This is a genomic window from Snuella lapsa, assembly GCF_039539345.1.
GTDB classification, from domain to species: domain Bacteria; phylum Bacteroidota; class Bacteroidia; order Flavobacteriales; family Flavobacteriaceae; genus Snuella; species Snuella lapsa.
Map to the genome: position 1 here is coordinate 1 of NZ_BAABCY010000005.1, position 19,357 is coordinate 19,357.

Sequence of the window (19,357 nt, forward strand, 5' to 3'; positions counted from 1 at the left end):
GGTGTCCTTAACTGATAATTGTATAAAATATTGAAAATTAAATGTTTAACTTAAATTTATTCGTGTGAAAAAGTATTACGCCGAAATGATAGGTACATTTGCAATGGTATTTTGTGGATGTGGCGCGATGACCATAAATGAAATAACCAATGGTAGCATTTCTCACGCAGGTGTTGCTATTACGTGGGGACTTATTGTAATGGCAATGATCTATGCCTTTGGGGAAATTTCTGGAGCGCATTTCAACCCTGCAGTATCTATTGCCTTTGCTTATGCAAAAAAATTTTCCTGGCAACAGGTTCCTAAGTATCTACTATCTCAAGCCATTGGAGCCATTATAGCTTGCCTACTCTTATCCTTTTTATTTCCTGAGAGCCAGTTCTTAGGAGAAACTACTCCTGCCAGTGGTTTTCCTGCATACAAAGCTGCTATTTTAGAGTTCCTGTTAACCTTTTTTCTTATGGTGGTTATTATTAATGTATCAACAGGTAGTAAAGAAATAGGTACAATGGCGGCAATTGCTGTTGGAGGTGTAATTCTTTTGGAAGCCATGTTCGCAGGCCCCATGACCAAAGCCTCCATGAACCCCGTTCGCTCTATAGCGCCAGCTCTGGTTACGGGAAATTTTCAGTACTTGTGGTTGTATATTACTGCACCAATACTAGGAGCACTCACAGCTGTGTCAAGCTGCAAACTGGTTAAAGATGATAATTGTTGCTAGAAAAACATGGCTAGTCCAACATAACTTTTAATTGCAATAAACCGTGCATCTTGATAAAGCCATGTCAATTTGCGTGGATCTCACAATTGAAATAAGTGAAATTTGTACCGATAATTAAGAATTTTGCACATAAAAAGTTTTCGATACGATTTTTCATTCCTCAAAATTACTCGAACTTGTAAAGGTCAACTAATTCGAAGACATATTTGAAACTAGCTTAATCCAAAATACACAACAATTACTATAAGTTCTCAAATACTACAAAAATTGCTTTGACACGTTTTCAATTACTTCGATTTTTATTAAAGAAACGTTAATAAAACGGATAGAATATTAATTTTTACTTAAAACAAACTTCAAAAAACAGTCTATTTTTATAGATTTTATTACTTTGTAACTTTATAACACTTTTAAAAGTGGTATCTAAGCCACATTTTTAATCTTATTTAAGATATTTATGACAATTTTTGACAAAGCAATAGCATTTGAGCAACGTAAACATACCTTTAAAACCACAAGTGAACGTATTGAGTCTTCCAGAGAAGTTAAAGACCTAATTTTAAGTTTAAACAAGATTTACAAAAAAGATAAAGATCCAGAAATCATGGATTTAATGAAACGCCTAACGGTTATTAAACAAAAAATAGAAAAGCGTCTTAAAGGCAGGCCTTAAATAATTGCTGTAGGTAACGAAACTGAACTTAATTTTAGAATATTAAACCTTACTACACACCTCCCTCTTTAAATATTTAATTCACCCTAAAGATTGACTTAAGTCAGCTACGCTTTTAGACTTAAGAAATTAGACTGGTTTATTTTCTATAAGTTAAAATTTCTCTATTTTTAAAAAGTGCTTTTATTCACAAAAAGATAAATTCTTAAAGTTGTCTTGTCTTTTATCTAGCAGTAAGTGGTCTTGCTTCAAAAGCTTTGGAGGCTAATGATTCTATTTAAATACTTAGTAAATAGCGTATTTTACACAAATAAAAGTCAAAGTTTAGGTATTCAAATGAGTTTTTTATAGAATAATTCATTATTTTTGTTTAACTAAATTTAAATTTAATTAAACACTATGAATTCGTTTTTGCTTCCTTGTATCGTTCTATCCATCTTTACAACACCTGTTTCCGTAAAGAATTCTCCAGACCCTAATAAAGATTTATATGAGATAAAAATAAATGCTTTAACAGGAGAGCCGATTGATTTATCGGCTTTTAAAGGTAAATATATTCTTTTTGTAAATGTGGCATCTGAATGTGGTTTTACAGGTCAGTATAAAGAGTTACAGAAACTCTATGATACGTATCAGGACAAATTAATGGTTATTGGTGTACCCTGTAACCAATTTGGTAATCAAGAGCCAGGAACAGCTAAGGAAATACAGTCCTTTTGCTCACAAAATTATGGTGTGACATTTTTAATGACCGAAAAGATAGAGGTTAAAGGCGAAAAACAGCATCCTTTATACCAATGGCTTACTCAAAAATCTAAAAATGGAAAAGCTAACTCCACCGTAAAGTGGAATTTTCAGAAATATCTCATTTCAAAAAACGGTACTCTCATAGACTTTTTTTATTCTATGACCAACCCTTTAAGTGAAAAGATCACAAGGCATTTAAAATAAGTATTTATAACTCAATATTACTTGCCCCAGCGAAAAGATTGTATTTCGAATCACACCTGCAACCAAAAACATGAAACTAGCTAAGTTTATTATTGTCTTTCTAATTCTAAATTTTACCGCCTTATATTTAGGCAGTTGGTTAATGAACAATGGGCCACAGACCAATTGGTATATACATTTAAATAAAGCACCTTGGACACCTCCGGGATGGGTTTTTGGGGTAACGTGGACAGTTATTATGATTTGCTTTTCGATCTTCATGGCCTTTTTGTACAACCTTAACGCAAACCTTAAAGTTCTGTTACTTTATATGCTACAATGGCTTCTTAATATTGTTTGGAATTTTATCTTTTTTAATCAACATAACATTGGTTTGGGGTTAACAACCATAACTTTATTAACAGTAATTATAATGATATTCTTTTTTGCCTTTAGAAAAGAAATGAAATTCAAAAGTTTGTTAATTCTGCCCTATTTAATCTGGCTTTGTCTGGCTACTTCTCTAAATGCCTACATCTTTTTAAATAATCAGGGATGAAATTATATCGTTTACATAAAAAACAAAAACTCCCAATATCTGTAGATATGGCATGGGAGTTCCTCTCCAACCCGAATAACCTATCGCTTATTACACCAGATAACTTAGGGTTTAATATTCTTTCGGGTGCAGAAAAACCCATGTTTGCCGGTCAAATTATTCAGTATCATATATCGCCTCTCTGGGGTATTAAAACCACTTGGGTTACAGAAATTACCCATATGACAAATAAGCTTTATTTTGTTGATGAGCAACGTTTTGGCCCCTATGCCTTGTGGCATCATAAACATTTTATACATGATATAGATGGAGGCATAGAAATGGAAGATATAATAGATTATAAGCTTCCCTTTGGTATTATAGGACAACTAATGCATATTATACTAGTTAAGTCAAAACTAGAAGACATCTTTCAATACCGTTCCAAAAAGTTGGAAACACTATTTGGCACCTATAACAAAGAAACTAATTGACAATAATCTTATGAAGGGTAGTATAAATATATTTTGGTTTCGTCGGGATTTACGCTTGGAAGACAATGTGGGGCTTTTTCAAGCCTTAAATGGTAGTAATCCAGTGCTTCCAATATTTATTTTCGACCCAAATATATTAGAACGCTTACCCATTAATGATGCCCGCGTTACATTTATACACAGTACACTACTAAAAATTAATTATGAGCTTAAAAAAGCAAGTCGTTGTGGCATAGCCATGTTTCACGGCACCCCTATCGCCATCTTTAAGCAACTCATTAAATCTTACAATATAAACAGTGTTTTTACCAATCACGATTATGAACCTTACGCTTTAGATCGTGACATTAAGGTAGAAACTTTGTTAAAAAATAATGGAATAACTCTTGAAACTTTTAAAGATCATGTTATCCATGAAAAAGATGAAATCGTTAAACGTGATGGTAGCCCTTATCTGGTTTATACACCTTATATGAAAAGTTGGAAAGCTAACTTTAACGAACGCGACTTAACGTATCATGCATCAAAAACGCTCATTTCTAACATAATTCAGGACACACCCCTTCCTTTTTTAAGTTTAGCTGACATTGGCTTTAAGCAGTCACACCAAAAAATTAAAGACTATACCCTAACCCCCAACTTAATTAAAAACTACGAAAGCACACGTAATTTTCCAGCTAAAGATGCTACATCCAAACTAGGCCCACATCTTCGCTTTGGTACAATAAGCGTTAGAGAAGTTACACGCAAAGCTATTGCTGAAAAAAATGAAACATTTTTACAAGAGCTCATATGGCGTGAGTTTTTTATTCAAATTTTATGGCACTTTCCGCATACACAAACAAAAAGCTTTAAACCGCAGTACGAACGCATTGAATGGCGCAACAATGAAAATGAATTTAAAGCTTGGTGTGAAGGCAAAACAGGATACCCTTTAGTTGATGCAGGTATGCACCAGCTAAATAAAACTGGGTTTATGCACAATCGTGTTCGCATGCTTGCAGGTAGTTTTTTATGCAAACACCTGCTTGTCGATTGGCGTTGGGGCGAGGCATATTTTGCCGAGAAACTCCATGATTATGAAATGGCTAGCAATATAGGTAATTGGCAATGGGTTGCTGGTTGTGGTGTAGATGCCGCTCCTTACTTCCGGATTTTTAACCCTACAACTCAAATTGAAAAATTTGATAAACATCTGGAATACATCAAACAATGGGTGCCAGATTTTCAAGAGCTTACATATCCTAAACCTATTGTAGACCATAAAATAGCAAGGGAGCGTTGCTTAATGGTCTATAAAAATGCGATCAACCAGTAAGTAGGCTTACGATTTATTGGATGAGCTTCTAGGAATTAAATTCGATTCCAAAACAACCGATTTCCCTTTAGTTATTAGTGACTTATCGTTTATCTGCTCCAACAATAAATTAACGGCTGCCTTACCAATTTCAAACCCTGGCTGGTCGATGGTTGTTAGTGACGGTTCTATAACCCTGGAAACAGGTTCATTACTAAAACCTACAATGGCAATATCATCTGGAATATTAACGCCATGCTGTTTTAAATATTTCATTGCTCCTATGGCAGCCACATCGTTTGCCGAAAAAATGCCATCAACATCCATATTTTCACTTATAATCTTCTTCGCACATTCACTCCCTTCCTGTTCCATTAACCTCGATGTGAATACCAAATCGTTTCTAAAAACAATACCATTCTTTTCTAATGCTGCTTTATACCCCTCAAACCGTTTTCTGTAAATCTCTAATACTTGAGGGCCTGAAAAATGAACGATGTTTTTACATCCTTTATCTATTAGATGTTGGGTAGCATCAAAACCTCCTTTAAAATCATCTATGAGCACATTACTGTTACCTGGTAAATCACAATGCCTGTCAAAAAAAACTAATGGAATATTACTGCCTTTTAAAGTCTGTAAATGGTCATAGTCTAAAGTTTCCATGGAAATAGACATTAATACACCATCTACCCTATTAGCTAATAAGGTTTCTACTATTTTTTTTTCTCTTTCTAACTGTTCTAGAGACTGACATATAATAACATTATAACCTGCTTGATATGCTGTCTCTTCTATACCTTGAATGGCTGAAGAAAAGAAATGTCGAGATATCCTTGGTACCACAACCCCTATGGTATATGTTACGTTTTTACGTAAATTGGATGCTAATACATTTCGCTGATAGCCCAATTCCTCTGCCTTAGCCAAAATTTTATCTTTCGTTTTTTGGGTAACACGCGGACTATTGTTAAGTGCTCTGGAAACTGTTGAACTATCAATTTGCAAAGCTCTGGCGATATCGTGAATGGTTGTTTTACTTTCTTTCATCAAAAATTAAACTATGAGGCTCAAAAATACATATTTGTTTTAATTTGAATAATGATCTCTCTTTACAGAAGTATCACCTCCCCATACTTTCACCATAGACCATGGCTCACCCTCAGAAACCCAAAAATCATGATCTGCCGTAAGTCCCAGTGGTAAGAAGCCTAAAGACGATAAATATAAGCTTCCTGTTGTAATATATGGTTCTGCCATACCTGGTTGGTGACCAACAACACCTATTTGCAGCCATCCATTAGTGTCATAGATTCCATTAGCCTGCATCAACCGTTTCATAACAGCGGTTAACCCAGACCGTACCTGACCCCTAGAAAGCTCTTCAGGCAACTGTTCTAAAAGTGCCAATTGCGATAGTGCCTGAAAAGCTCCAAATCGATATATCGAAGAACGTCCAATAACAGGATAAGTGCCTTCGGGGGATATTAACCTTTCCATAATAACAGCATATCGCTGTGCTCTGGCAATGATATCTACCTTTAAAGACTGTAAAGGGTGCTTGGTTTCTTGCAATACATTAACAACATCAATAAGCATAGGATGTATTACAAATGAATTGTAATAATCCCAATGGTAATATTTCCCATCTGCATAATGTCCGTCGCCCACATACCATTCCATGTGTTTACGCAAGGCATATTCTATACGTATAAAATCGGTATGGTTAGAAAACTTAACCAAAAAAGCATCTACTGTTGCTGCAAAAAGCAACCAATTATTATATGGTACGTTAGAAATGGTGCGCGCCTTTTTAAAAGCATCGATTACCATTCGCTTGGTTTCATCGTTCAAAGGTTCCCAAAGCTGGGTTGGCGCCCTTAAAAAGGCTTGTGCCAAAAAAGCAGCATCAACTAGTGGCTGACTTCCTTTATCGAAATTCATATAATCCTTAGAATCAGGATTTACTGCATTATAAATTGCATGTTGAAACAATGTGGTATATTTACCCCTTAATTGCCCTTCTTTTGTAGTATCTGGCCCTAATTCCAACCAGGGAGCCATCCCCGCCATTAAGCGTCCAAAAGCTTCTAAATGGGCGAACGCATCTCTTTTACCATATTCAAAGCTAGATTGTTCGATCGGCATTTTCTCCTTTAACTCGTCATCTGCTAAAGCAGAAAGTAGCGGATCTGCCATTTTAGTAAGCTCATAAACCCAAACATCCCGATCATTTTGCGCATTTAATGAAAAAGACAATGCCAAAAAAAACAGAATACTTTTTATATAATTCAAAGCCATCCTAGTTTAAGTTTTTACTTCTATACAATGCTTCAAGAAAATAATAGTCGGCATAATTCAATGGAACATCAACCTCTACTTTATGAGGTAAACTACCTACTGAATGCTTTAACAAGAAACCTTTATTGCTTCCTGCTTCTGCAAAATACTTTGGAGAGCTTAGGCTTAGCATGATCTTATTTGCAAAATCCAGGTAATCACTTTTTCTTTTAGTTACATAAGTACTTAATTCATACAATGCAGAAGCTGTTATTGCTGCTGCCGAGGCATCTCTTGGTGTTTCACCTGTTTTAGGAACATTGTAATCCCAATACGGTACAGCATCATCTGGCAACTCTGGATTGTTTTTAATAAAGTCTGCAATTCTCAAAGCCTGTTCCAAATATTTAGTATCCTTTGTTTCCCTATAACAAAGCGTAAATCCATACAGCCCCCAAGCTTGTCCTCTTGCCCAAGCAGAGTTGTCTGCATAACCTTGGTGGGTATATTTTCCTAAAACCTTACCAGTTGTTGTGTCGTAATTTAGCACATGAAAGGAGCTGTTATCCTCTCTAAAGTGATTCTTTAAGGTTGTATCTGCGTGGGAAACAGCTATATTGTAATAGGTTGAGTCTCCTGAAATCCTTGTTGCATGGAACAATAATTCCAAATTCATCATATTGTCAATAATTACCGGGCAGTTCCATTTTTTAGAAGCATTCCAGGATTGTATAATACCTGCGTTGGGTCTAAATCGCGCCGAAAGTGATTTGGCTGTTTGCACAATAACTGCCTCAAAATCTTTTGAAAGCTTTTCCTTTAAGGCATTTCCATAACTACATTCCATAATAAACCCAACATCATGGTTACCTTCCCAATACTGAATGGTATCTAATTTTTGAGTGTATAGTAAAGCGCGATCTTTCCATTTTTCATCTTGCGTAAGTTGATATAAATACCATAAAGCACCAGGGTAAAAGCCACTGGTCCAATCATAACTTGAAACCAATCGAAGTTGTTCCTCCGCTACTGTCCGTGGCATGTAATTTTTGTCGGCTATACTAGAATAGGCTATACTGTTTAATTCTGAATACTGAGCTTCTGATTTCCTAACAATATCCTCCCTTACTTTAGATAATTTTTTTGTATGCGTTGCACATCCCGTACTTAAGAAAGCTAAGATTAACAAAACTGAAGCTAAACAAATGTTTTTCATGGATTTAATAGTTTAAATAACGTCATTAATAAATGTTGAATATTTCCTTATCGTAACATGAGTCCTCTTTAAGAGTTAGTATGTCTCTTCTATTTCTATTATAATTTTGTGTCGAGAAGCACTTTGAATCTATAATTCTTCTAGCATTCAATAGCACTACTTAGCGTAGTCAAAGTACGCCAAATCACAGATCTGGTACACTTACTAACAAAAATTTCTTATCCAAGACTCATGTTATCTTAATAATATTCACTCTATGTTAGGTAACAAATATAGCAAATTAAAACAATAATACAATCGATTGTATTATTTTAATAATATCTAACTGCTAAATTGTTAAACACTTACAGCTAACGTTTTATATCAATTCTATTTTAAATTAGCTAAACAAAAATAATGGATTGGTGTACTGCACGAAAAAGAAAAATCAAGTATAGCCGTAGCTATGCTTGATTTTTTATGGTGATTTATAGTAAAAAGCTATCTGGTAAGCTAAAAAAACTGTCAGTTCAAATTAATTTCCAGAATTCTACCTTTAAAGATAGCCTAATTTATTATAGATAGTGTCTACTTTGAGGCAAACAGCTTTACATCGGTCTCACTAACCTCTTTACCTCCTAAAATGATTAAACGCTCTACAACATTACGAAGCTCTCTAATGTTTCCTGTCCAATCGTAGTTTTGAAGCATTTTAATAGCATCATCTGAAAATGTTTTTGTAGCAGTGCCCTGCTCATTAGCTATCTTTTCGGCAAAATACTTGATAAGTAATGGAATATCTTCCCTTCGGTCATTCAAAGGCGGAACCTGAATTAAAATAACGGCTAGCCTATGGTACAGGTCTTCACGGAATCGCCCATCCTCAATTTCCTTTTTTAGATCTTTATTTGTTGCAGCAATAATACGAACATCTACTTTTATATCCTTATCACTTCCTACGCGTTGAATTCTATTTTCTTGTAGAGCTCTAAGCACCTTAGCCTGAGCTGGCAGACTCATATCTCCTATTTCATCTAAAAAAATAGTTCCACCATTGGCGGCTTCAAACTTACCTGCGCGATCTTTATTGGCACTGGTAAAAGCACCTTTAACATGACCAAACAATTCGCTTTCTATAAGTTCACTAGGTATAGCCGCACAGTTAACTTCAATCATGGGTCCCTTAGAGCGTTCACTCTTTTGGTGTAGCCAATGGGACACCAATTCCTTTCCCGTGCCGTTAGGACCAGTAATCAATACTCTGGCATCGGTTTGTGCAACCTTCTCGATAATGTCTTTAATATGCGTGATAGCATCACTTTCGCCTATCATCTCAAAATTCTTGCTAACCTTCTTTTTTAACAGCTTATTCTCTGTAACCAGTTCTTTTTTATCCAAAGCATTCCGCACCGTATTAAGAAGCCTATTAAGATCTGGTGGTTTAGAAATATAATCAAAAGCTCCTAAACGCATTGTATTTACAGCCGTATCCAAATCACCATGGCCAGATATCATTACAATAGGAATTTCGGGCTTAATCTTCTTAACTGCTTCCAAGACTTCTACCCCATCCATCTTTGGCATTTTAATATCACAAAGCACGAGGTCGTAATCGTCATTTTTTATTTTTTCAACACCTTCTAAACCATCTTGCGCTTCTTCCAGCTGATACGTATCACTTTCTTCAGAAAGAATTTTAATGAGTACTCGTCTAATAGCAGCTTCGTCTTCTATTACTAAAATTTTTTTAGGCATAATTTTATTTGTTTATAATATGTATATCGCGTTGAGGGAAAGGTATACTTACGTTATTTTCTCTAAACAATCTATCTATTTCAAAACGAATATCACTTTGTGGTATACGCGCATTAAAACTATCACTCAATGAAAAAACGACTTTAAAGTCCAATGAGCTATCTCCAAAATTGGTAAACTGCACCATAACTTCTGGATGTTTCAATACTTGTGGATGCGAACTGGCTGCTTGAATTAGTAACTTTTTTACTAGTTGTACATCACTCCCATAAGCAACTCCAACGGTAACAGATTCTCTGGTTGTTGTTCCATTCTGTGTCCAATTATATAAAGTATTTGTTAAATACAAATGGTTAGGAATAATTAATACTTTATTATCCATAGTAACTGCTCTTGTTGTACGTAGCTTAATTTCTTCTACTCTTCCTACCTTTCCTTCCAGCTCTATAATATCGCCAACATGAACTGTTTGGTCCACCAGAATAAAAATCCCAGAAATAATATCCTGAAACAAAGTCTGCAATGCCAATCCAATACCTATTAGTAAAGCTGCTGAAGCCGCAAATATGGCTGTTACATTAATTCCAATAGAGTCGAAAACAATAAGGATAACAACAACGTAAATCAACCATCTAGAGAACGAAAAGACGGTATTGAATTTGGCCTTATCTTCACTAGGCATCTTTCGTGTAACGACCCTTTTTATCCACCTCAAAATATAGGTTGTCACTATAAGAAGAATAATTATAGTAAGAGCATGCCTTACCCGAAAGATAATTTCGGAAGCATCATTACCGGTTCCGTAAGTGTAATCAATAATAGGGAACTCTAAAAAGTTTACGATCTTTTCCCAGATAGAACTTTCTTTTATTGTTTCTTCTATTTTCTCTAAGCCTTGATTCATTTTAATATTTTATCCACTTGATTAATTCTTTATAGCTAGGTTTTTTCCCGTACATTAAAATACCTACTCGATAAATTTTAGCTGCAAACCAAACAGTAAGCATAAACGTTCCAACTAATAGCAATAATGATACCAACTGTTGCCATAACGGCACTCCAAACGGAATACGCATGAGCATAACTACTGGAGATGTAAACGGTATAAAGGAAAAAACAACTGATACTGTACCGTGTGGATCTTCAATAACCGTAAAAAGACCAATATAAACAGCCAGTATCAAGGGCATTAAAACTGGAAATACAAATTGCTGGGTATCTGTTTCGTTATCTACAGCCGAACCTATAGCCGCATACAGAGAGCTGTACAACAGATATCCGGCTGCAAAAAATAAAATAAACGCTACTACCAAATTTACTATGGGTAAATGGTTAAAGGCCATAATAAAATCCTGAACTTGCATATGTAACTCAGGATTTTCTGCAGCTTGTTGCATTATTTCTTCTTGTTGCTTTTGCATGCCAGACACATCTATCCCCATAGTGGTTGTTACCACGGTCATTAACACACCACCTATGCACATCCAAATCACAAATTGTGTGATTCCTGCCAACGAAGTACCAATAATTTTTCCAAGCATGAGCTGCACTGGTTTTACTGAAGAAATAATCACTTCAATAACTCGTGTGGTCTTTTCTTCAATCACACTACGCATAATCATATTACCATAAATGATAATAAACATAAACAACAAATAGCCTATGGCGCCCCCAAAGATAAGTTTAACAACACTATCTATTTTTGAGGTTTTCTCCCCTTCAAAACTTTCCTGAGCAATATTTACAGGTGTTTTTGAAGCATTAATCATATTAATATCTACACCATTACTTTCAAGCTTAATTTCTGTAAACCTCTTCTCCAGCGTACTTTCCATTTCAGAAATCAACGTTAGTGATGGTGCTTCTTCAGAGTAAAATTTAACATGGTTGGGCAATGTATTGAGGTCCTTTGCCTTGTCTATGTGCAATAGGCCATATGATGATGCTTCCTTAGCTAATAACTTAGCAGCTCCTAAAGACATATTATCCAACACCTGATACTTAATCTTTCCTGAGTCCTTAAAAGCATCTTGTACCAAACCAGATTCATCAAGAATGGAAATACTACGTACCTTATCATTATTTAACTGAGACAAATAAGCAACAACCCCAAAAAGCACAATCATAATAATTGGGCTTAGAATAGTCATTACTATAAACGATTTGTTTCTAACTTTTGTTAAATATTCGCGTTTTATAATAAGCGGTAAATGATTCATAAATTAGTTATTCGTAACGGTTTGAATAAAAATATCGTTTACACTTGGTATCAATTCAACAAAATGGGACACATCACCTCTAGAGGTTAAATACGAAAGCAATTCGTTTGGTGTTTCGGCTTCAGAAATCTTTATGTTTAATTTCAATTCATCATCCAAAGTCTTAAAATTTGCTGGAGAAATATCAAACTTTTGGGACATCTCTTGCTCTAGTCCTAATTTATCTGCGGTCTTGATACCTACCTCGAAAGTATTTATTTTATACTGCCTTTTAATATCCACTAGCTTACCCTCAAGTATTTTGTTGGATTTATTAATAAGTGCGATATCATCACATAACTCCTCAACAGATTCCATTCTATGGGTTGAAAAAATAACAGTTGCCCCATCATCGCGCAAGCGTAGAATTTCATCTTTAATTAAATTGGCATTTATAGGATCGAACCCAGAAAAAGGTTCATCAAAAATCAAAAGCTTGGGTTGGTGCAAAACGGTAACAACAAATTGTATTTTTTGAGCCATCCCTTTAGATAGTTCTTGTATTTTCTTATGCCACCAATCTCCAATATCCAAACGCTCAAACCAATATTTTAAACGAGCTTTGGCCTCTGCTTTGCTCAAGCCCTTTAATTGGGCCAAATATAAAGCCTGCTCACCAACTTTCATCGATTTATAAAGTCCACGCTCCTCTGGCAAATAACCTATATCCTTTATATGACCATTATTTAAGAGTTCACCATCCAGCCTCACTGTTCCTGTATCTGGCATCGTAATTTGGTTAATAATCCTTATAAGCGTTGTTTTACCTGCCCCATTAGGACCTAACAATCCAAATATGCTTCCCTTAGGGACAGCAACAGACACACTATTTAATGCTCTAAAATCTCCAAATTTCTTAGAAACCTTATTAACCTCCAATAAGTTACTCATTCACTTTATAATTGACTTGTTGTTGGTAAATATATTAAATTAATATCCTTGGCTACAACAATATGTTTTAAGAAATAAAGCACGTTAAATATAAATGATATAAAAACAAAACCCACCCTTAAAACAAATTTTAAGGATGGGAAAAAAATTGCTATGAAAAAGAAAAATTACCACTAACGTTAATTAGTGATACTTCAAATATAGTTTTTTTTTATCAAAAACAGGATAAACTGCCCTGTAACTTTCTCAAAAAAAATCAAATAGAGCACTGTTTTTTTTATGATTTGCTCAACTAAGAGAACATATCTTTTACTTTTTCAAAAAAAGACTTATCCGAACTTTCTGGTTTTGGTTGAAAATGGTCATCGTTTTGCATGGCTTCAAAAAAGTCCTTTTGTTGCTTGCTTAATGTTCTAGGAGTCCAAACATTAACATGCACCAAAAGATCGCCACGCCCATAGCCATTAATACTCGGAATTCCCTTTCCTCGTAGGCGCAAAATTTTACCAGACTGTATACCTGCTTCAATTTTTATACGCACTTTTCCTGTTACGGTCTCAATTTCTTTTGAAGTCCCTAAAACAGCATCTGGATAACTTATATATAAATCGTAATGTAAATTATCACCTTCACGTTGAAGCTTATCATGTTCTACTTCTTCTATCGCTACCAAAAGATCGCCAGAAATACCATTTCCTGGAGCTTCATTTCCTTTTCCGGAAACCTTTAGTTGCATGCCATCAACTACACCAGCTGGAATTTTAATGGATACTGTCTCTTCAACTATTTTTAAACCTTGCAAATCAGCATCCGACGGCTTTTTGTCAATGATTTGTCCAGCCCCACTACATACATTACAAGGAGCAGCTGTTTGCATTCTACCTAAAATCGTATTGGTAATACGTGTTACCTGTCCGGTACCATGACATGTTGTACACGTTTTATAAGTAGTACCTGGTGCTTGAATCTTACGTTTTACCTTGATCTTTTTCTCGGCACCATTGGCTATTTCCTCCAAAGTTAATTTTACACGAATACGGAGATTGCTTCCCTTAACACGACGCTGGCCTCCTCCACCGCCAAAGCCAGAAAATCCACCTCCAAAAGCACTTCCGAAAATATCTCCAAACTGACTGAATATATCGTCCATATTCATGCCGCCACCGCCAAAGCCACCGCCGCCTTCAAAGGCCTGGTGACCAAACTGATCGTAACGCGCTTTTTTATCGGTATTGCTTAACACCTCATATGCTTCGGCTGCTTCCTTAAATTTTGATTCAGCTTCTTTATCATCTGGATTTTTATCCGGATGGTACTGAATAGCCTTTTTTCTATATGCTTTTTTTATCTCAGCTTCCGTAGCCCCCTTGCTAACACCTAATACTTCGTAATAATCTCTTTTAGCCATATCTCTGGTTTATTGTCCGATAACAACCTTTGGAAAACGAATCACTTTATCTCCCAAAACATACCCTTTTTCTATAACGTCTATAATCTTTCCTTTTAAATCCTCACTCGGAGCTGGTATTTGGGTGATTGCTTCGTGGTTATCTGCATTAAAAGTATCTCCTTGCTTAACATCTATTACAGAAAGTCCCTTTTGCTCCAACGTCGTTTTTAACTTATTGTTGATAAGCTCAACACCCTTTAAAAGTTCTTTTTCCTCTGTCTTGGATATTTCAGAATAGGCTCTATCAAAATCATCAAGAATAGGTAACATAGCGACCATAACATCCTGACTTGCTGTTTTGAACAAATCTATACGCTCCTTAGAAGTACGCTTCTTGTAATTTTCAAATTCAGCAAACAATCGTAAAAACTTATCTTTCTCCTGTTTTAATTCAATCTCTAGCTTCTCCTCTTTTGTAAGCGTTTCTACTTCTTGCTCTTCTACTTCAACAGTTTCATTTTCAATACTGTCCAATTGTTCTTTTTCTATGTCGTTTGTTTTTTTTGTTTTGCTCATTGTCGTATCTAAAATTTACACAAATACTAAAATTAGTTGGCAAAAGTACTGCCATTATTATAAAAATGCCATAATGTCACTAAATATTTTATACAATTTGTTTAACATTTCTTTAATTTTTTATGGAGACAAATTATTGTAGCTTTACAATTAAACATTAAAACAATCCAAAATGAAAAAAAGAATTATAACAGTTTTTACTGTTAGCGCTATGGCATTATCAATTATTGCATGTAAAAACAATACAAAAGAAAACAATATAGCTCAAGTAGAAACCGTTGCAAAAGCATCGGAGCTATCTAAAAAGTACACTGCAGATATAACGGCCTCATCAATTACATGGACCGGATACAAACCTACCGGTTCGCATACTGGCACCGTAAACTTAAAACAGGGGGAATTAACATTGAAAAACGGGCATATAGAAAGTGGTAAGTTTAGCATTGACATGACTTCTATTAAAGACTCTGAAAGCAATGCCAGGTTGGAAAAGCATTTAAAAAGCGGCGATTTCTTTGATGTAGAAAATCACCCAAACGCTACTTTTGAAATTACTGAGATAAGTAAAAGTGAAGGGAAAACACTAATTTCTGGCAACTTAACAGTTAAAAACATTACAAACAAAGTAACATTTCCTGCTAGTGTAACAAACAATGGCAACAGTCTAACATTAACCAGTGACACTTTTAAAATTGACCGATCTAAATGGGAAATTAAATTTAAGTCCAAATCGTTTTTTACAAACCTTGGCGATAAGTTTATTAATGACGATATCGATTTAAAAATTAGTGTTACGGCTACAAAATAAAGCGATACAAAACAGAACAAAAAGGCCTGAAAAGTGATTTATTTTGTTCATTCAGAGTAGAGCGAAGAATCTTAACTCACCAAAAACTAGTGATTTATATTTTAAGAGATTCTTCATTTGATTCAGAATGACACTTTTCAGGCCTCTTTTATTTTACAATTATTATTTCAAATAGTTTAACACGTTGGTTTCTATACGTGATTGTATATTGGAAACATCTGCCTTTTCAAAAGTTTCACCTGTAATATTCTCATACAATTCAATGTATCTCTCTGAAACACTTTCAATATATTCATCACTCATTTCGGGCACCACTTGCCCCTCAAGACCTTGAAAGTTATTACTAATCAACCATTGACGCACAAACTCCTTAGAAAGTTGTTTTTGTGCTTCTCCTCTTTCCTGACGTTCCTCATAACCCTCTGCATAAAAGTACCGAGAAGAATCCGGTGTATGGATTTCATCAATCAACACAATTTTACCGTCCCTTGTTTTTCCAAACTCGTATTTCGTATCAACCAGAATAAGCCCTCTACTTGCTGCTATCTCACTTCCCCTTTCAAACAGTTTACGCGTATAATCTTCAAGTATTATATAATCTTCCTCCGAAACAATACCACGTTTTAAAATATCCTCACGGGAAATGTCCTCGTCATGATCTCCTTTTTCTGCCTTTGTAGCAGGTGTTATTATGGGCTCAGGAAATTTATCATTCTCCTTCATACCTTCTGGCATTTCAACACCACAAAGCAAGCGTTTTCCAGCCTTGTATTCACGAGCTGCATGACCCGACATATAACCCCGAATTACCATTTCTACCTTAAAGGGTTCACATAAATGTCCAACAGCAACATTTGGGTCTGGTGTGGCCAATAACCAATTAGGCACCAAATCCTCTGTAGCCTTCATCATTTTGGTTGCAATCTGATTTAAAATCTGACCTTTATAGGGTATCCCTTTTGGCATAACAACATCGAAGGCCGATAACCTATCGGTTGCTACCATTATCAAAACATCGTCATTAATATTATAAACCTCTCTTACTTTTCCTTTGTATACACTCTTTTGGTTAGGGAAATTGAAATTGGTATCTATTATTGTGTTACTCATTTCTTATTATTTATTCATTTATGAGTTTAATTAATTCATAACCTTTTGTTACAAACTCATCTTAACTTTTCTATTCAGCAGCTAATCTCTGTTTTCTATACTTTTATAAGCAGCAATAACCTTCTTAACTAATTTATGTCGGATCACGTCCTTATCATCTAAAAAGATCATCCCTACACCTTCAACGTTTTTCAAAATCAATAAGGCTTCTTTTAATCCGGATATGGTACGACGCGGTAAATCGATTTGCCCTGGATCTCCTGTCAACAAAAACTTCGCATTCTTCCCCATTCGCGTTAAAAACATTTTCATTTGGGCATGCGTGGTATTCTGTCCTTCGTCCAAAATCACAAAGGCATTATCTAAGGTACGACCGCGCATAAAGGCCAATGGCGCTATTTGTATCGTGCCATTTTCTATATAATTAGCCAATTTTTCTGGAGCGATCATATCCCGTAAAGCATCATATAATGGTTGCATATAGGGATCTAATTTTTCCTTTAAATCACCCGGTAGAAATCCTAAGTTCTCACCTGCTTCTACGGCTGGTCTCGTTAAAATAATACGCTTAACTTCCTTGTTCTTTAATGCTTGAACGGCCAATGCAACGCCTGTATAAGTCTTACCAGTTCCAGCTGGACCAATAGCAAAAACCATATCGTTTTTACGAATGCTTTCCACTAGCTTTCGCTGATTGGCTGTTTGCGCCTTAATGAGCTTTCCTCCTACACCATGTACAATGACTTCCCCACTCTGTTGTGACGTTGTATAATCGTCACTGCTATGGCTGGTAAGTACGCGCTCAATTACATTTTCATCAAGCTTATTATACTTGGCAAAATGTTTTAAAAGCATGGTAATTCTTCGGTCAAACTCCTCAAGTAAATCTTCTTCTCCGAAAGCTTTGATTTTATTTCCCCGTGCTACAATTTTAAGTTTTGGAAAGTATTTCTTTAGTAGCTCGATATTCGCATTATGCGCTCCAAAAAATTCTTTCGGAGTAATTTCTTCTAGTTCGATAATAATTTCGTTCAAAGGCTATCTTTTTTTCATATTATATTACAGTACCCTAATAAAACAACAAACATTATGTTAAAATGGCTTATTATTTTAATCGGTCTATAATTCTTTTATTAAATGAGTCCCTATTCCTGCATATTTTTCGCCTAAAACATAAAAACGAAAACGAAAAAATTATGTAGGTTTGTTAAAACTCAAAAATACATAAATTTGAGCGACCAAACCTTAAAACATATCAACAATTTTGCCAATGGCGATTATTACATTAACAACTGATTTTGGTGAAAAAGATCACTTTGCTGGCGCGACAAAAGGAGCAATTTACAGTGAACTACCAGATGTTAGAATTGTTGATATCTCACACTCTGTTTCGCCCTTTAATATTCTTGAGGCAGCCTATATAATACAAAATGCTTATAGCAGTTTTCCCAAAGGTACCATTCATGTAATAGGTATCGATTCTGAAATAAATCCAGAAAACAAGCATATTGCCATTAAATTAGACGATCACTTTTTTGTATGTGCCAATAATGGCATTATGAGCATGATCTGTTCTGAAATAGCACCAGAAAAGATTGTAGAAATCAATATTCACGACAGGATACAAAGTAGCTTTCCCGTATTAGACGTATTCGTTAAGGTAGCCTGCCACATCGCAAGAGGAGGCACCCTGGAAGTTATAGGAAAAACAATTCATGAAATAAAACCTATCAAAAATGTAACACCCTATGTAAACGATGACAAAACACAGATTATCGGAAGCATTATTTATATAGACAATTACGGCAATGTGGTTACCAATATTAAACGCAGTTTTTTTGAAACCATACAAAAGGGACGTCCTTTTATGATTAGTGCTCGAAACTATAAGTTTAAAACCATTTATAAAAAATACAGCGACATCGTAAATTTTGATATCCCAGAAGACAAACGCCATGATGAAGGCAGAGGTCTGGTTGTATTTAATTCTGGTGACTTTTTAGAAATTGCCGTCTATAAAAGTAATAGTGCTACCGTTGGAAGTGCTTCTTCCCTTATGGGATTGAATTTAATGGACACCGTAACCATAAATTTCTTAAAAGAATAAACTATGTTTGTAAGAATCGTAAAGATGGGATTCCATGAAAATAACATAGAAGCGTTTCTAAAAACCTTTAACCATAATAAATTAAAGATCAGGAATTTTAAAGGGTGCTTATTTTTGGAATTATATAGAGATAAAATAAATACATCAACCTTTTTCACTTATAGCTATTGGGAATCTGAAGCTGATTTGGAACGGTACAGGCAATCTGAATTGTTCAAGCATGTTTGGTCAAAAACAAAACCGCTTTTTAATGCAAAACCCGAAGCTTGGAGTGTTGAAAAGTTGGAAAGTTTGGAGTGATTAACCACCATTAATGGAATAATAAATAAACGAA

20 protein-coding genes are annotated in these 19,357 nt (G+C 35.1%); 9 read left to right on the top strand and 11 right to left on the bottom strand.

Annotation, left to right across the window (positions count from 1 at the left end; genetic code table 11):
* Positions 1-64: 64 nt before the first annotated feature.
* The 6 genes from ABD792_RS00285 to ABD792_RS00310 all read left to right on the top strand — a co-directional run bounded on the left by ABD792_RS00285 (position 65) and on the right by ABD792_RS00310 (position 4,674).
* Positions 65-721 (top strand): MIP/aquaporin family protein, encoded by a 657-nt coding sequence (locus ABD792_RS00285; RefSeq protein WP_345003686.1) that lies wholly within the window; start codon positions 65-67, stop codon positions 719-721.
* A 457-nt stretch (positions 722-1,178) separates the two neighbouring features.
* Positions 1,179-1,394, top strand: coding sequence for a hypothetical protein (locus ABD792_RS00290; protein ID WP_345003687.1), 216 nt, complete (start codon positions 1,179-1,181; stop codon positions 1,392-1,394).
* A gap of 399 nt (positions 1,395-1,793) precedes the next feature.
* Positions 1,794-2,345, top strand: a complete 552-nt coding sequence (locus ABD792_RS00295; protein WP_345003688.1) for a glutathione peroxidase — start codon at positions 1,794-1,796, stop codon at positions 2,343-2,345.
* Between the two features lie 70 nt (positions 2,346-2,415).
* Positions 2,416-2,883 carry a TspO/MBR family protein gene (locus ABD792_RS00300; protein WP_345003690.1) on the top strand — a complete coding sequence of 156 codons (468 nt, stop codon included), beginning with the start codon at positions 2,416-2,418 and terminating at the stop codon, positions 2,881-2,883.
* A complete protein-coding gene (locus ABD792_RS00305; protein WP_345003691.1) occupies positions 2,880-3,356 on the top strand; it encodes an SRPBCC family protein in 477 nt (158 codons plus the stop codon). Before ABD792_RS00300 ends, ABD792_RS00305 begins: the two co-directional genes overlap by 4 nt.
* Positions 3,357-3,366: 10 nt before the next feature.
* The gene (locus tag ABD792_RS00310; RefSeq protein WP_345003692.1) at positions 3,367-4,674 is read left to right on the top strand and encodes a cryptochrome/photolyase family protein; all 1,308 of its coding nucleotides are present in this window, start codon (positions 3,367-3,369) and stop codon (positions 4,672-4,674) included.
* Positions 4,675-4,680: 6 nt separating this feature from the next.
* Here the strand turns inward: ABD792_RS00310 and ABD792_RS00315 are convergent, their stop codons facing one another.
* The 9 genes from ABD792_RS00315 to ABD792_RS00355 form a co-directional block, all read right to left on the bottom strand.
* On the bottom strand, positions 4,681-5,703 hold the full coding sequence (locus ABD792_RS00315) for a LacI family DNA-binding transcriptional regulator (RefSeq protein ID WP_345003693.1): 1,023 nt from the start codon (positions 5,701-5,703) through the stop codon (positions 4,681-4,683).
* Between the two features lie 39 nt (positions 5,704-5,742).
* The gene (locus ABD792_RS00320) at positions 5,743-6,948 is read right to left on the bottom strand and encodes a DUF2264 domain-containing protein (protein WP_345003694.1); all 1,206 of its coding nucleotides are present in this window, start codon (positions 6,946-6,948) and stop codon (positions 5,743-5,745) included.
* Positions 6,949-6,955: 7 nt separating this feature from the next.
* Positions 6,956-8,149, bottom strand: a complete 1,194-nt coding sequence (locus ABD792_RS00325) for a glycoside hydrolase family 88 protein (protein ID WP_345003695.1) — start codon at positions 8,147-8,149, stop codon at positions 6,956-6,958.
* A 567-nt stretch (positions 8,150-8,716) separates the two neighbouring features.
* Positions 8,717-9,883, bottom strand: a complete 1,167-nt coding sequence (locus ABD792_RS00330) for a sigma-54-dependent transcriptional regulator (protein WP_345003696.1) — start codon at positions 9,881-9,883, stop codon at positions 8,717-8,719.
* 4 nt (positions 9,884-9,887) lie between these two features.
* Positions 9,888-10,787: a mechanosensitive ion channel family protein gene (locus ABD792_RS00335; RefSeq protein WP_345003697.1), complete on the bottom strand. Its 900-nt coding sequence runs from the start codon at positions 10,785-10,787 to the stop codon at positions 9,888-9,890.
* A gap of 1 nt (position 10,788) precedes the next feature.
* Positions 10,789-12,102 (bottom strand): ABC transporter permease, encoded by a 1,314-nt coding sequence (locus ABD792_RS00340; RefSeq protein ID WP_345003698.1) that lies wholly within the window; start codon positions 12,100-12,102, stop codon positions 10,789-10,791.
* A 3-nt stretch (positions 12,103-12,105) separates the two neighbouring features.
* Positions 12,106-13,032, bottom strand: a complete 927-nt coding sequence (locus tag ABD792_RS00345; RefSeq protein ID WP_345003699.1) for an ABC transporter ATP-binding protein — start codon at positions 13,030-13,032, stop codon at positions 12,106-12,108.
* A gap of 292 nt (positions 13,033-13,324) precedes the next feature.
* Positions 13,325-14,440, bottom strand: a complete 1,116-nt coding sequence (gene dnaJ / locus ABD792_RS00350; RefSeq protein WP_345003700.1) for a molecular chaperone DnaJ — start codon at positions 14,438-14,440, stop codon at positions 13,325-13,327.
* Positions 14,441-14,449: 9 nt separating this feature from the next.
* Positions 14,450-14,998, bottom strand: a complete 549-nt coding sequence (locus ABD792_RS00355; protein ID WP_345003702.1) for a nucleotide exchange factor GrpE — start codon at positions 14,996-14,998, stop codon at positions 14,450-14,452.
* A 172-nt stretch (positions 14,999-15,170) separates the two neighbouring features.
* Between ABD792_RS00355 and ABD792_RS00360 the strand changes: the two genes are divergently transcribed.
* A complete protein-coding gene (locus ABD792_RS00360) occupies positions 15,171-15,806 on the top strand; it encodes a YceI family protein (RefSeq protein WP_345003703.1) in 636 nt (211 codons plus the stop codon).
* Positions 15,807-15,968: 162 nt separating this feature from the next.
* On the opposite strand, the gene ABD792_RS00365 is transcribed toward ABD792_RS00360, so the two are convergent.
* Both ABD792_RS00365 and ABD792_RS00370 read right to left on the bottom strand, forming a co-directional pair.
* Complete coding sequence (locus ABD792_RS00365; protein WP_345003704.1) at positions 15,969-16,916, bottom strand: phosphoribosylaminoimidazolesuccinocarboxamide synthase; 948 nt, start codon at positions 16,914-16,916, stop codon at positions 15,969-15,971.
* Positions 16,917-16,997: 81 nt separating this feature from the next.
* A complete protein-coding gene (locus tag ABD792_RS00370) occupies positions 16,998-17,951 on the bottom strand; it encodes a PhoH family protein (RefSeq protein ID WP_345003705.1) in 954 nt (317 codons plus the stop codon).
* A 235-nt stretch (positions 17,952-18,186) separates the two neighbouring features.
* On the opposite strand from ABD792_RS00370, the gene ABD792_RS00375 reads away from it, so the two are divergent.
* A complete protein-coding gene (locus ABD792_RS00375) occupies positions 18,187-19,023 on the top strand; it encodes an SAM hydrolase/SAM-dependent halogenase family protein (protein WP_345003706.1) in 837 nt (278 codons plus the stop codon).
* A gap of 3 nt (positions 19,024-19,026) precedes the next feature.
* Positions 19,027-19,323 (top strand): putative quinol monooxygenase, encoded by a 297-nt coding sequence (locus tag ABD792_RS00380; RefSeq protein WP_345003707.1) that lies wholly within the window; start codon positions 19,027-19,029, stop codon positions 19,321-19,323.
* Positions 19,324-19,357: the final 34 nt, after the last annotated feature.

Excerpts from the sequence above, each read along its gene's own strand:
- ABD792_RS00360 (WP_345003703.1), top strand. The coding sequence starts at position 15,171 with ATGAAAAAAAGAATTATAACAGTTTTTACTGTTAGCGCTATGGCATTA.
- ABD792_RS00345 (WP_345003699.1), bottom strand. The coding sequence starts at position 13,032 with ATGAGTAACTTATTGGAGGTTAATAAGGTTTCTAAGAAATTTGGAGAT.
- ABD792_RS00340 (WP_345003698.1), bottom strand. The coding sequence starts at position 12,102 with ATGAATCATTTACCGCTTATTATAAAACGCGAATATTTAACAAAAGTT.
- ABD792_RS00365 (WP_345003704.1), bottom strand. The coding sequence starts at position 16,916 with ATGAGTAACACAATAATAGATACCAATTTCAATTTCCCTAACCAAAAG.
- ABD792_RS00300 (WP_345003690.1), top strand. The coding sequence starts at position 2,416 with ATGAAACTAGCTAAGTTTATTATTGTCTTTCTAATTCTAAATTTTACC.
- ABD792_RS00380 (WP_345003707.1), top strand. The coding sequence starts at position 19,027 with ATGTTTGTAAGAATCGTAAAGATGGGATTCCATGAAAATAACATAGAA.
- dnaJ (WP_345003700.1), bottom strand. The coding sequence starts at position 14,440 with ATGGCTAAAAGAGATTATTACGAAGTATTAGGTGTTAGCAAGGGGGCT.
- ABD792_RS00325 (WP_345003695.1), bottom strand. The coding sequence starts at position 8,149 with ATGAAAAACATTTGTTTAGCTTCAGTTTTGTTAATCTTAGCTTTCTTA.
- ABD792_RS00305 (WP_345003691.1), top strand. The coding sequence starts at position 2,880 with ATGAAATTATATCGTTTACATAAAAAACAAAAACTCCCAATATCTGTA.
- ABD792_RS00355 (WP_345003702.1), bottom strand. The coding sequence starts at position 14,998 with ATGAGCAAAACAAAAAAAACAAACGACATAGAAAAAGAACAATTGGAC.
- ABD792_RS00295 (WP_345003688.1), top strand. The coding sequence starts at position 1,794 with ATGAATTCGTTTTTGCTTCCTTGTATCGTTCTATCCATCTTTACAACA.
- ABD792_RS00375 (WP_345003706.1), top strand. The coding sequence starts at position 18,187 with ATGGCGATTATTACATTAACAACTGATTTTGGTGAAAAAGATCACTTT.
- ABD792_RS00335 (WP_345003697.1), bottom strand. The coding sequence starts at position 10,787 with ATGAATCAAGGCTTAGAGAAAATAGAAGAAACAATAAAAGAAAGTTCT.
- ABD792_RS00290 (WP_345003687.1), top strand. The coding sequence starts at position 1,179 with ATGACAATTTTTGACAAAGCAATAGCATTTGAGCAACGTAAACATACC.
- ABD792_RS00310 (WP_345003692.1), top strand. The coding sequence starts at position 3,367 with ATGAAGGGTAGTATAAATATATTTTGGTTTCGTCGGGATTTACGCTTG.
- ABD792_RS00315 (WP_345003693.1), bottom strand. The coding sequence starts at position 5,703 with ATGAAAGAAAGTAAAACAACCATTCACGATATCGCCAGAGCTTTGCAA.
- ABD792_RS00330 (WP_345003696.1), bottom strand. The coding sequence starts at position 9,883 with ATGCCTAAAAAAATTTTAGTAATAGAAGACGAAGCTGCTATTAGACGA.